The sequence below is a fragment of the Ferdinandcohnia sp. SAFN-114 genome, from assembly GCF_059415045.1.
In genome coordinates, this window is record NZ_JBPFDQ010000019.1 from 55351 (window position 1) to 69158 (window position 13808).

At 36.1% G+C, this 13808-nt stretch carries 11 protein-coding genes and 1 pseudogene; 8 read left to right on the forward strand and 4 right to left on the reverse strand.

Annotated features, from left to right (window positions below; translation table 11 throughout):
* Positions 1-136: 136 nt before the first annotated feature.
* Complete coding sequence (locus ACR65M_RS08350; protein ID WP_440273095.1) at positions 137-1168, reverse strand: YeiH family protein; 1032 nt, start codon at positions 1166-1168, stop codon at positions 137-139.
* 116 nt (positions 1169-1284) lie between these two features.
* On the opposite strand from ACR65M_RS08350, the gene ACR65M_RS08355 reads away from it, so the two are divergent.
* Together ACR65M_RS08355 and ACR65M_RS08360 are read left to right on the forward strand one after the other, a co-directional pair.
* Complete coding sequence (locus tag ACR65M_RS08355; RefSeq protein ID WP_440273096.1) at positions 1285-2217, forward strand: selenium metabolism-associated LysR family transcriptional regulator; 933 nt, start codon at positions 1285-1287, stop codon at positions 2215-2217.
* A 392-nt stretch (positions 2218-2609) separates the two neighbouring features.
* A pseudogene (locus tag ACR65M_RS08360) lies at positions 2610-3676 on the forward strand (M14 family zinc carboxypeptidase).
* Positions 3677-3844: 168 nt separating this feature from the next.
* Here ACR65M_RS08360 and ACR65M_RS08365 read toward each other — a convergent pair.
* Entirely contained in the window at positions 3845-5035 is a 1191-nt protein-coding gene (locus ACR65M_RS08365) for an ROK family transcriptional regulator (RefSeq protein WP_440273097.1), read from the reverse strand.
* A 536-nt stretch (positions 5036-5571) separates the two neighbouring features.
* On the opposite strand from ACR65M_RS08365, the gene ACR65M_RS08370 reads away from it, so the two are divergent.
* The 6 genes from ACR65M_RS08370 to ACR65M_RS08395 all read left to right on the forward strand — a co-directional run bounded on the left by ACR65M_RS08370 (position 5572) and on the right by ACR65M_RS08395 (position 11131).
* Entirely contained in the window at positions 5572-6894 is a 1323-nt protein-coding gene (locus tag ACR65M_RS08370) for a PTS sugar transporter subunit IIC (RefSeq protein WP_440273098.1), read from the forward strand.
* Positions 6895-7015: 121 nt separating this feature from the next.
* Entirely contained in the window at positions 7016-7915 is a 900-nt protein-coding gene (locus ACR65M_RS08375; RefSeq protein ID WP_440273099.1) for a DUF7916 family protein, read from the forward strand.
* 33 nt (positions 7916-7948) lie between these two features.
* On the forward strand, positions 7949-8266 hold the full coding sequence (locus tag ACR65M_RS08380; RefSeq protein ID WP_121445936.1) for a PTS sugar transporter subunit IIB: 318 nt from the start codon (positions 7949-7951) through the stop codon (positions 8264-8266).
* A gap of 42 nt (positions 8267-8308) precedes the next feature.
* A complete protein-coding gene (locus ACR65M_RS08385; RefSeq protein ID WP_440273100.1) occupies positions 8309-8629 on the forward strand; it encodes a PTS sugar transporter subunit IIA in 321 nt (106 codons plus the stop codon).
* Between the two features lie 70 nt (positions 8630-8699).
* Positions 8700-10700, forward strand: coding sequence for a family 16 glycosylhydrolase (locus ACR65M_RS08390; RefSeq protein ID WP_440273101.1), 2001 nt, complete (start codon positions 8700-8702; stop codon positions 10698-10700).
* A 299-nt stretch (positions 10701-10999) separates the two neighbouring features.
* Positions 11000-11131, forward strand: a complete 132-nt coding sequence (locus ACR65M_RS08395; RefSeq protein WP_440273102.1) for a hypothetical protein — start codon at positions 11000-11002, stop codon at positions 11129-11131.
* A 146-nt stretch (positions 11132-11277) separates the two neighbouring features.
* On the opposite strand, the gene ACR65M_RS08400 is transcribed toward ACR65M_RS08395, so the two are convergent.
* Entirely contained in the window at positions 11278-12237 is a 960-nt protein-coding gene (locus ACR65M_RS08400) for a DUF3231 family protein (protein WP_440273103.1), read from the reverse strand.
* Between the two features lie 424 nt (positions 12238-12661).
* Positions 12662-13732, reverse strand: a complete 1071-nt coding sequence (locus ACR65M_RS08405) for a GerAB/ArcD/ProY family transporter (RefSeq protein ID WP_440273105.1) — start codon at positions 13730-13732, stop codon at positions 12662-12664.
* Positions 13733-13808 lie beyond the last annotated feature (76 nt).

Here is a 13808-nt window from a genome sequence, read left to right on the forward strand (position 1 = left end):
ACTGCTAGTTGTTCGTGTCTTCCTTACAAAAAGTCCGACTGCTCACTAAATGAAATGTCCCTAAGCCTTTTTGTTATAGTTTTTATTCATAACGTCTTTATCTATAAATATATTGTTTTTTTGTTGTACGTTGATGTTATACCGTAAAATATACAATTACCGATAGCACTACAGATGTAATCGAAATCGCTATGAGAGGTCTGATTGCCCGTTCACGGACATCTTTTAAGCTTACGTTTAAGCCTAAGCCTACCATTGCTGCGGTTAACAGCCATGTGGTAAGGGTGAAAACGAAATTCATTATATTATCGGGCATTGGAATGGAGTAGCCAAATACATAGCTTCCTAGAATACTCATGACAATAAATCCTACAAGGAACCAAGGAAATTCAATTTTTGCTTTGCCGGTTTCATTGTTGTTATTCTTTCTTTTCATAAAGAAAATTAAAATGAAGCATAGCGGGATAAGGAGGAAAACTCGGCCTAATTTTGCTAGTAATCCAACAGCGAGTGCATCTTCTCCACCAGGTGCAGCTGCAAGTGCTACATGGGCGACCTCATGAAGACTTGTTCCAGACCAGATTCCATATTGTACGGCGTCAATTGGTAGAATTGGTCTTAAGATCGTGTAAATAATGGCGAAAATAGTTCCGACCAAGGCGATTATCCCAACTCCAATTGCAGTATCCTCATCTTTTGATTTTATTATGGGTGCAACCGCTGCAATGGCAGCAGCTCCGCATACGCCTGTTCCAACACCGAGTAATAGGGATATAGTTTGATCCGCTTTTAGAACTTTTGCTAGCCACATTATAGCAAAAATTGCAAATATGATTACTAGTGCATCCCGTACTAATAACCCAATCCCGTCGCTAAGTACCATTTCGATGTTTAATTTTAATCCATACAAAATTATAGCGAGTCTAAGTATTCGTTTCGATGAAAAGACAATACCTGAGCGTATCATCTCCGGAAAGCCAAAAATTTGCCTGTAAACGATTGCAATAATGATGGCACATGCCATTTGTCCTACAATACTAAATCCTGGTACAAGTGCTAATAAGTATCCTAAAAGTGCTAATAAAAATGTAAAAGCAACCCCGCCAACCAATGCTAATTCCGGTTTTGTCTTTTTTATTGGTAATTGTTTTAATTCAGCTAACGCCATATGTGCACCTCCTGCTTTTACTATATTAGGCGACTAGGTATAAGTAAAATAAGTGTTAATTATAGTTATGATAAGTGATTTGTTATAATGAATGTAGACGGAGAGGAAGTGGAAAAGTGGATCAGCAATTACAAGTATTTATCATGGTTGCAGAAAAGAGGAATTTTTCACGAGCAGCTGAGGAACTTCATATGACTCAACCTGCAGTTAGTCAATATATACGTACTTTTGAAGAAAATCTAGGGGTTCGACTTCTTGAACGAACGAATAAATATGTGCAATTAAATAAAGCGGGCGAGATTGTTTACCACCATGCGAAGGAGATAGTCGGATTATATACACGAATGGAGAACCTATTGGATGAACTAACAAATAAGGTGAGAGGGCCGTTGTCAATTGGCGCTAGCTATACATTTGGTGAGTATGTCCTGCCACATGTGTTAGCAGATATGAAAACGGTGTATCCGGATGTTCAGCCAACAGTTAAGATTGATAACACAGAAAGAATTGTCGAGTTAGTGAAAGCACATCAACTTGATATTGGAATTATTGAAGGACAAGTAAAAAAGGAGAAGTCCCTTGAGATTGAGGAATTTGCGGCGGATCGTATGGTGATTATTGCTTTACCAAACAACTCATTGGTTGGTGAATATGGTGAGATTGAGTTAAAAGAACTTGAGGCGCAACCGTGGATTCTTAGGGAAGAGGGATCCGGAACAAGGGAAGCTGGGGAAAAGATTTTTGAACAACTTGGGATTGATCCGAAGAATATTATGACGTTTAGTAGTACACAGTCAGTTAAGGAGGCTGTGAAGGCGGGGCTTGGAATTAGTTTGTTATCAGAGCTTGCAGTAGCGAGTGAGCTTAAAAGTGGTGATTTGAAGATAATTGATGTGGATGGATTACAGTTTCCTAGACAATTTTTCATTGTTTTGGATTCGCCGTTTCGTACGAAGGTATTGGATGAGTTTGTTAGATTACTAAAGACAAAGGGAAAGAATTTAAACAATGGTTCTGACTATAAACGTGGCACAGATAAGTCGTTTTAATCAAAAGTGCTCTTAAAAAATACTATACTTACACAAATGAAGGTCTGACCCCTGTATTTTTAGGTTGAAATGAGTTTATGTAAGAAACGATAAAACATTCACAGCTGTTGTTAAGTCAGCGTTTGTGGGTGTTTTATTTTATACGATAAATATTAGGGAGACTGAAAAAATAGTGAAACAGCATATAAAAAGAGTAGATTTAATTCTGTGCTTATTCGATCAATACAAAAGACCCTTAACTACTGTTTTAGGTCTCAAACTAGTTCTGAAGAACTTATTTCGTATATCGAAATTTGTCTAAATAATAGGTAACCTACTCTATTAAACTCTAGGTGGAAGTGAATTAGTATAATAGTTGAAGTAAAAAAAACAGGGGGGTAATATTCTTGAAAATGAAAAAGAAAGTGCTTACAATTTCTTTGACAGGGTTGTTGGCTTTGGGAGGAGTAACTGCTGTAGCTCTGCCAGCCAGTGCGGTGGGCAACGGGCCAGGTACGGGAAATGGCAAAATTCAAACATCGATTCTCAATACATATGATAGCATGGTAGATTATCTTAAAACGCAGGAAGCTAAGCAGGAAGCCATGGAACTTGAGGTAATTGGCCAAACGGTAAAAGGCCGTGATATTTACATGGCGAAATATATTTCCAATCCTGAGAATCCTACCATCCTTTTCCTCACGCAGCAGCACGGTAACGAGCAGCTGACAACCGAAGGAGCGCTTGAATTCATCAAGCATCTAGGGACTGGGAAAACGAAGGGGGTACTGGAAAATGTCAACATACTTGTCATTCCGATGTTGAATGCGGATGGGGCAATGGGAGATGTGAACTTCTCGCTAGATGATTACCTGGCAAGTGGGGACCGCCATTTGACACGCTATAATGCGAACAATGTCGACTTGAACCGTGAGCATGATAAGGCGGTAAGCGCCATGGAACCTGAAGCAAAATCTCTGCACGAAAATGTATTCCAAAAGTACGACATAGACTATATGATTGATCTTCACCACCAAGGGACACGCAGTGCAGTGGATGACAAGCTGGTTTCCGGATCGATTCTTTACCCGACCAATCCTAATGTGAATCCTGAAGTTCTTGAAGGCTCCAAGAAGTTGGGTGCCATTGTATATAACACGCTTCAATCCACTGGTTGGGGACATATTGGAAAATATGTTGGCGGAAGCGGGGAAAACATTGGACGAAATGGCGCTGCTCTCCGCTATGACATTTCGACGCTTCTGTTTGAAATGCGCGGCATGTCTGACCATTATATCGAATCATATGCTCTTGGACAAAAAGTAATGGCTATTTGATTAAACAAACAATCCTTACGTTGGATTCCACAGTAAGAGCAATTGCGGATGGTTCTATTGAAGAGGCGGACACAAGCTTCTGGGATACATTACCAAATCAATATAACATGTCAGGCGAAGAAGAAGCAGAAGCTGACGAATAAGAATTTTATAATAACCCAAATACCCGTTTAGAACCTTTACAGGTAAAAAACGGGTATTTCTTTTTGAAGAGAAAGGAGTCTTGCTTTAAGTAGTGCACATAATAATATGCCGCTGCATAACTACAGAATACGGAGACTAATACAAGTATTTTTCTACAATCTTAATTATTAATACTGTAATAATAGGTTTGAAACAGCGAGACCGCATGCTGCTAGGGCTCCATTTACATCATTATATTTTTTAAATACGATGTCCCATTTATTATCGATAGGGAGGAGTATTTCATTTTGAGTTAAATGACGGCTAAGAATATTTGTTAATTCAGGCTCATTAAATAACTCCCCATGTAAAATAATCTTATTTGTATCAATCATCATTGGTAGATTATTGATAGTAATCGAGAGGTATTTAATGGCGTTATTAAGAATGTTGATAACGCCTTCGTCACCCATTTTATAGGATCTTAAAATCGTTTCAATCGTAATGCTATGCTTGTCCGGTGCTAATTGCCGCAGGAAAGTTGAATTCGAATTTTCAAAGAGTATCCGAGATTTTTTTATGATCCATGCTTCACTTGCGTACGTTTGCAAGCAGCCTATTTTACCACATTCACACAATTCTCCGCCTGGTTGAACAATTGTATGACCGACTTCTCCCACTAAGAAATTGCCTTTTCCATAAGTGTTTCCTTCGTACATATAAGAGCAAAACATTCCTCTACCCACATGAAAGAAAATAAAGTTCTGATCCTTGTAATTCCCACCAAATATCCTCTCTGAAATGGCCATAGAATGAACATTATTTTGAAAGTAAATCGGTAAATCAAAACTGTTCAACACAGCTCCTAGATTGAAATTCTTCCAAAGTGCTTTGTTACTGTATATCGTTTTCTCTTTTTCGTTAAAATGTCCTGGTAACGCTATACCTATCGCTCTGGGTTGGTAGGAGCTACAAATATTAATAAACCGTTTTAATTCATTTATAAAATAATCTACTGTTAACACATCACTTTGGTTTCCGGAATCCAATTTGATGATTTTTTTTTCATGAATTTTTCCAGTATTGTTACTTAAACAGAAGGATAAATATTTTTCAGATAATTCACATCCAATATAAAAACTATGGCCTTCTGCTATATCTAATAGAATCCTCTTACGGCCTAATCCTTTGTTATCTGCAGAATCTTCTCCAAGTTCGTAAACCAACTTATCTTCTATTAAATGTCCGGTAAGTTCACTAACGGTGGCAGGAGTTATGCCGGTTAGTTTGGAGATTTCAATACGGGAAATAGGTCCCTTTACATAGATTGTATCTAAAATTTTCGCAAGTAATTTCATTTGTTTATTTGTTAATTGCATAGTGGTTTTACTCCTTCCCAACCAAATAAAGGAATTTATCCTATTAATTATAAATTATAATAAACAAACGATAACAAATCAATCAATATTCATGTATTTGCATACAATTCGTTATTCACCAAGAATTGTGGAGGCTATATCAAGTAAGCAGGTGAATAATAAATTGAAAATTTAATATTTTATTTTTTATCCATTGACAAAAGCGTTTACACGAACTAGTATTTAATTATAAATTATTATTAATTAAAGTAAATTTTTCGGGTTTTACTTTACTTTTAATAATAAATAAAAATTAAGGAGGTCTAGCCGAGGAGTATCCATTCTTTTTTGAGCGACCACTTTTTCTTACATCAAGACTGGCTCCGGATTTTATGAACATTTTTAAATGGTTGCGTTTTCATTAGAGTAGATGACGAACTGCTAATAAAAAAGAATAGATACATAGATACTAAGAATAGTAAACAATTAGAAATAAAGGGCAATTAGTATTTGATTCATTGCTGGAATATTTACTTATTAAAGAAGGAGGAAGAAAAGTGAGTAGAGTGAATGGCTTTTTGGAAGAACGACTTATGCCAGTTGCCTCGAAAGTAGGTAATAACAAGTTTCTAATTGCAATTCGGGATGGAATCACATTAGCCATGCCGTTAATTATTATAGGCTCTCTTTTTATGATTATAGCTAGCTTTCCGATTGCAAGTTGGGAAGCATGGTTAGGTGAAATTGGTGTTGCGGATTATTTATGGAAAGGAACAGATAGTAGTTTCGGATTGATTGGTTTAGTTGCCAGTTTCGGAATTGCTTATAGTTTAGCAAGGCAGTACAAAGTAGATGGGATTGGATCAGGAATCATTTCCTTATCAGCATTTATCATGGCAACCCCATTTATTTCTTCTGATGCTGGGGCTGGAATGCCTGTTGCTTATATGGGAGCTAAAGGTTTATTCATTGCAATCATTATGGGATTGATTAATGGCTATATTTATCAGTGGTTTATTAATAAAAATATTCAAATTAAACTACCTGACAGTGTTCCACAAGCCGTTTCTGGAAGTTTTAGCGCAATTATTCCAGGTGCTGTCATTATTACGATGTGGTTAGTCATTTACGGGGCTTTAACCTCATTAAATCTACCTAACGTCCATGACATTGCACAAGTCATCCTAGGTAAACCATTAGGACTATTGGGTAATAACGTTTTCGGCACAATTATCGTTGTTGGTCTGAACAGTTTATTCTGGTTCGTGGGCATTCATGGAGGAAACGTTGTCAACTCTGTGATGCAACCAGTTTGGATCGCGAACTTAGATGCTAACCGTTTGGCTTATCAAGCGAACGAAGAATTACAACATATTATCACTGTATCCTTCATGGACAACTTTGTCTATATTGGCGGTGGTGGTGCGACAATTGGTTTAGTTCTGGTTTTAGGATATCTTGCTCGTAAAAAGCATACAAGCAAACAAACAAAAGCACTAGCACCGATTACCGTGACACCTGGTTTGTTTAACATTAATGAACCAACCATGTTCGGTGTTCCAGTTGTTTTAAACGTGATGTTAATTGTTCCATTTATTCTAGCGCCAATCGTAAACGTGATTGTTGCCTATTCGGCACTAGCGATGGGACTTGTGCCATTAACGAAAGCCGCAGCCTCTTGGACAATGCCGCCAATCATTAGTGGATTTTTAATTACAGGCAGCATAAGTGGGTCAATCCTACAAATTGTATTAATTACTTTGGATATCTTGCTTTACTTACCATTTGTACTAGCGATTGAAAAACGCTATAAAGCACTAGAGCGAAAAGAAGAATCAACAGTAAAAAAAGTAAATGTTGACAAAGGTATTGTGTCGTAAGGTGAGGCTTTTATTTTAAAGAGTCGCCACTTTTAAAAATAGCAAACTATTGAAATGACTAAAAAACAAAAATGGACCTTAGAACAACTACAATAAGCAAGTGAAGGGATATGAGTGAAAGATGGTAAAACGATTGATTAGTGCAAATACATCAGAAATAGTAGAAATGACGGCAGCAGAACTAAAGCAAAGCATCAAAGCAAGTGCAGGACGCGTGATTATGTCTGAAAATGTTGCTGTCCGTGAATCATATATTGGCGATATTACCAATGCAGAAATTGCTCGTGCGTTTGGTGCTGATTTGATTCTATTGAATGGTGTTGATGTGTTTTCACCAAAAATAGCTGGACTAGAAATTGAAGAAGGTTCTTTCGTGGATGAACTTCGCCGGTTAGTCGGTCGTCCGGTTGGTATAAATTTAGAGCCAGTGGATAACACAGCAAATATGGAGGAAGAAAGACTAATCATCTCAAAAGGCCGCCAAGCCAATATAGAAAGCATTCAGGAAGTTGAAAGATTAGGGCTTGATTTTGTTTGTTTGACAGGCAACCCTGGTACTGGCGTAACAAATGAGCAAATTCAAAGAACAATCCAACTTACAAAGGAGCATTTTACTGGACTAATTATCGCTGGAAAAATGCATGGAGCAGGAGTCGATGAACCTGTTGCGGATGCAGATGTGGTAGAAGGATTTATTGAGGCAGGTGCAGACATCATTTTAGTTCCTGCAGTGGGGACTGTCCCAGGCTTTGATGAAGAGGAACTGAAGAAAATTGTCAAAAAAGCTCATCAACACGGTGCTTTGGTTTTATCTGCGATTGGAACGAGTCAAGAAAGCGCCGATGAAGATACGATTAAGCAAATAGCCATTCGAAATAAAATTTGTGGAGTAGATATTCAACACATCGGTGATGCAGGGTACTCCGGACTTGCGCCTGTAGAAAATATTTTTGCGATGAGTAAAGCAATTCGAGGCATTCGACACACTGTATCTATGGTATCTCGCTCGATTAATAGATAGTAATTATTCAATCATTCAAAGGAGGAATATGTGATGAAAACGATTATGTTAGTATGTGTGGCGGGAATGAGTACGAGTTTACTAGTTTCAAAGATGCAAAAAGCAGCAGAAGAACAAGGTATTGAAGCGAATATCTTCGCGAGATCAGCGCAAGAAATTGAATTTGCTCTCGAACAAAATGATGTAGATGTACTATTACTAGGACCCCAAGTCAGATATATGAGAAAACAAATTGAAGAAGAATTAAAAGGGAAGAATATCCCGATTGAAGCCATTAATATGCAGGATTACGGGATGATGAACGGACAAAAAGTCCTTGAACAAGCCTTACAAATAATTGCTAGTAAATAAGTTTTAGAAAATAAACCTTGTAAGTTGTGGGAGGTAGAATTTATGACAATTGATACGAACCAATATTATGAGTTGTCGTTTCAAATCATTAGTAATGTAGGAATGGCTAAAAGTCTGGCAATGGAGGCGCTTTATGCAGCAAAAGAAGGCAATTTTGAAGTGGTTGAAGAAAAATTGTCTGAATCTAAAAAGTTTTATGTAGAAGGTCATAAAATGCATGCTTCACTCATCCAAAAAGAGGCTAGTGGAGAAAAGCTAGATTTCTCACTTATGCTTATGCATGCTGAAGATCAGCTGATGAATGTAGATACGATTACGCTTTTAGTTACAGAGATGATTGAAATGTATAAGCGTTTTAAATAGATGATTCTTTTAAAACGCATTGAATATGACAAAGTCTAACGATTTTAAAAAAACGATGGAGGTGCTTTTCTTGAAGAATAGTAAATTTCTTGTAACCCTTATTACTCTCGTTTTATTTAGTTTCATATTTTCAATGGCTGTATCTGCGGAAGAAAATGTTAACCTGATTAAAAATGGTGACTTTGAATTGGAAGATAATAGCTGGAATAGTCGAAATCAAGGTGTGATTGCTACAGGCGTCAGCTATGGAGATGGAAACAAATCAGGTAGTGTGCCAAATACAGCACTATCTGGAGATTTTGGCAGTGGTTATATTGGACAAATTGTGAATGTAGAACCTAACACGACTTATCGTGTAACGGCCATGGGTAAAGTTGACGTTGAAGGTGCAGCAGGAATCTTCACAGGTAGATGGTGGAATAATGGGACTCAAGGTTCTGTTATTACGAAAGAAGGAACAGACCTAAGCGAGGGTGGAACGATTGTCGATCAAGCCATTACCAGTTTGGATTGGGAAGAAGTTTCCTATGAGTTCAACTCTGGAAATCATAATCAAGTTTTAATCCAATTAGTAAAATGGTCTGATCAAGAAGCTACAAAAAGTGCAAATCTCTATATCGATCATGTAACAATGGTGAAGGTTGATGGAAGTTCTGAAGGGGAAGAAAGCCCTGAATATAATTTGGTTTGGGAAGACAATTTCGATCAAGATCAATTAAATATGGTCGATTGGGGTTATGAGCTTGGATCAATTCGTGGCTGGGAACAGCAGCACTATGTGAATAATCCGGAAAATGTATATCTCAGTGACGGGAAACTCGTTCTACAAGCAACGGATCGAGCGGTAGAAGATCAATATAATAATCCTCGTAATCCTGACAGAACAGTAATCTATAACTCTGGAAGTCTTCGGACACATGGAAAGCGTGAATTCTTATATGGAAAAATCGAAATTCGTGCTAAATTGCCGAAGGGGCAAGGTGTATTTCCTGCCTTCTGGACCTTAGGAGCAGATTTTGTACTGGATGGAAAAATTAATGGATTACAAGGACGTGGTTGGCCAAGAACGGGTGAAATCGATATTACCGAGTTAGTTGGTTCAGCTACAGATGGATCGTGGTATAACCGTACGGTTTGGCAGACCATTCATTATGGTGCAGGTACAGAAAATAACGGAAAATATGCAGGTAATGGAACAGGATATACAATTCCTTCAGGAAACTTCAACGATGATTTTCACGTGTTTGGTATCGACTGGTCAGAGGGACTAATCAAATGGTACGTAGATGATACAATCGTAAGAGTGGTTGATTATTCTGATGATCCATTAGCAATGTCAGTCTTTAACAAGCCTCACTATATTCAACTTAATTTAGCAATGGGGGGAGCTTGGCCAGGTCCAGTTGGAACTGATTTAGCAGGTACCAAATTTGAAATTGATTATGTAAAATACATGAAATCTGCTGAACAAGAAGAGGATGCGAAGAAATATTACGCTACTGCACCAACACTTGATGGTGTTAAAGATATTACCATTACACAAGGTGAAAGTATTGATTTAGTAGCAGGGTTACAAACAGAGGAGAATAACGAAATCGATTTTTCGATTGATGATGAATATATGTTTTCTTCAACAGGCGGCAACACAAATGTTCAATTACTAGTTAAAGGTAAGCATGAAATGGAGAAGATTTCGGAGCTTCCTGTTGGTCAATACAATATTCATTATAGTGCTTTTCCTAAAGGTGTAGATCTTAATGAGGATCTTACGGCTAAAGTAACGCGAAAAACTGTAAAATTAACCGTGGAACCTAAACCAGAATTAATTGTAAAACCTGAGCGGAAGGGTAACAAATATACTGTGGATGGGGATTCATTAAATGAGTTGGAGAAAGTAACTACTGTAATTGTTGAGATTGCTGAGCATAAAAATGCCAAAGTCGTACTAACGAAAGAAGCAATTGCAAAGCTAAAAGAAGCAAATCCAACTCTTGTTATCACAAATGGTGTAGTAAAGATTCAAATTCAGGCAGCTGATTTGCCTGACCGTGAAACAGAATTTAAAATGTAGTATGAAAAAGTAATAAGTGAATCCGCTTCAAATCAAAAGCTAATCAAAAGTACAGCGGAAAAGTCACATTAACATATAATATAGATTCCACATTTATGAACAATCACAGAATGTGAAAGGTTAATGGTGTTGATCAGGAGATTCTAACTGATCAACACTTTTTTTCTTTGAGTGGGTATTCTGGTACTTGAACCACAACTCGCTAACGTTTTACTGTGTTGAGAGTCTGGCCTTTGTTATTTGCCCAACTCGACTATTTACAAAGTTCTAAGTTTCTTTCATCTTCAACTGGTATACCCTTGATTACAATATTTTTGATCATTTTATTGGTTCTAGTTCCATTATTACTTGGGATTCACCCACTGTTATATGTTCATGAAAAACAATCTCAAACTCAGTGCTCTGTTCATATCTTAATTGAAAATCCATAGTAAAGTAGGCAGCAGAAGTGAAGTTTTAACAAGTATTATCCATTCACGAAAATAATTTTTTTCTGTGATATCAAGATTTTTGTTACTATCCCTAACAAGTTTGAGCAGAGAAGTTACCATTTCTTGATTAGCAAATGCAACAGTTTCTATTTATGTGACCAATTAGACACAGGTGGTTCATTAAACCAATTTTTCCTTATTAATAACTTCAGCCCTTTCTCTGAATAGTCTTCAACCATTTTGATTAGTTCCTTTAAAGTATCTATATGATCCTTTTTATAACTGGCTACCACTGCATTTTGTAGATTGCTTATACTTACTGGATTTAGGAACATTATTAAGTTTGCCATTAATTTATCTGAAAAAGGTGATTCCTTTACTTTATTAACGTGAGCTTCTAGTCCAGTTGTAGTTGGAATTCCATTTTCTCTATAGATATCGGATAATGTGGCTGATTGATAAAATGCTAACTTTTTCCCATCTAGTATAAAATTCTTTGTGTCCATATCCTCTACGACTTCAGAAAAACCGATACAAAGGGCAACTCCAACATTGTTACATTGAAGGGAACTGAACATATTTGCCAATTCTACCGCATTAAGTGGCCGTTGCTGAGTTGATGCAACTTTGAATAGCTTCCCATCTCTTTTATCTGCTTTCTTGTACGAGAAGGAATTATTTTGTAATAAATCTTTATCATTAAGCAATTTTAATAAAGAAAAATCTAATTGAATTACATCATTGAGTAGTTTTTTATAAAAATTCTTTACTTTATAATCTGTTAATTCAACATATTGAACAGCAAGCGCTCGCAATCCATTACTCGTTATATGCTTTAAGATTTCTATAATTAATTGGTCTGAAAATAGTTTTGTTGTTGAACTATAAATCTCATTTTCACTGAAGAACGGTGTATCTTTATAACCTTCTTCAGACAATAATTGAGTAGCCTCTTGTTCTTGATTAGTAGAGATTTCATATATTTCATTTAGTATATTCCTTAAATCAGTATCCTCAGAAGTTTCACTAAGATATTTTAATAATAAATTGATCATGTTTGAACTTGATTGTAAGTACCAAAGGAATCCTAATTCATTTACGTTCATTGTATACCCCCTGAAGACCTAATTTTCTATTTTTAGTTTGTCAATAAAATACTTGAATATTCATGAATCAGTAACTCTTCCTAAACACCCATAGAGTTTCCGTGAATAGGAGTGTACCTATCGAACATTGTTTTGTGACTTTTTAACCTCACACTTTTTGGGGAGTAGCATCTTCTCTTGTCATTTTAATATTTACGTATGGCTTTAATATTCTTTATTTAAATATTAATTTAATGGAGAACTTATCATGTTTTGTACTGGGATTAAGTTGAATTCCGCTTACTAGAAACATTGCTTCAATTAGTTCTAACAGCATAAATAGCAGTATAATAACTAAAGGTGAAAAGTAAACATAGAAGAATACTTTTAAAACACTAAAACACCGGAATCTTCAGGGAAGCTATTTTCTAATTTTTCATTGTACTTAATACTCGGAGCTTTTAAATTTGCTTTTACGTAGGGAATAAATGATAAATAAGAATGGAATGTAGTTATATATAAAATAGAAACCTACCTCTGAGGTGAATTTGCTTAGTGCATCTACTTTCAAACTGTCATCAATAAAAATGCTACAAAGTAATATGAAAAACATAATTGGATATAATGATTTCCTTGGTTTAATTTTCGTTATTTTTTTTAAGATCCTCGTACAACACCAGATAGGAATACAGACGGTTGGAAGTATAACCAAAAGCCAAGTAAAGATAAAAATAAATTCAATTCGCATGATAAAAGAAAATTCAACAATCTTAATCATGGCTAATGTCGGCCATAATGTATGCTTAAGTTGACCTTGGCTAAAATAAACGAAGGTTATTAATGTAACTAATAGATATATAAAAGTTGTAAATGCTAATGCACCATGTGCCCATTTTGCAGATTTAGAAGGGTGCTTAATAAATGGGAAGTAAATCAACAAGGACTCAAACCCAATAAATATAAGGAAAGATGCTTTAGAGGATTGAACTATTTCCAGAATTGAATGGTTAAAAACTGGCATTAGGTTTCTAAAATTCGCATGTTGAATAGGAAAATATAACGTTAACAGAAGAATAGAAGGTAGAACCACACCTAGAAAGCTTATTCCCGTCAATGTTCGGAATCCTCCGGTAATGATATAAATAATTAGACAGGCTAACCCTAGACTAAGCTCCCAAGTTTTGATCATTGGGAATATCCATACCTGTATAGCTTCTATATAAGTACGAAAAACGGTGAGAGCCAATAATAAAAAGTATCCAATTACAACAACCGATAAAAAATTCCCGATTTTTTCACCAAACGAAATTTGATGGATTTTTAACAAGTCTTTGGTAGGGTTACTAACCATTGTTAGTATCATCCATAATATAATATGAAGGCTTAGCCCAGTGATAATAACTGAGATCCATGAATCATGTCCAGCATTTTCAATAATCGTATTCTGAAAGTTTAGAAGACCAATCCCTGTTTGAGAGGAGTGGATCAAAAAGAAAACAAAAAAAGTAGAAACTATAAACTGGCACCTATGTCAAGGACACAATAAAAAAAGAGACTAAGCAGCTTGAAGATGATTCCTATATTGAATAGGG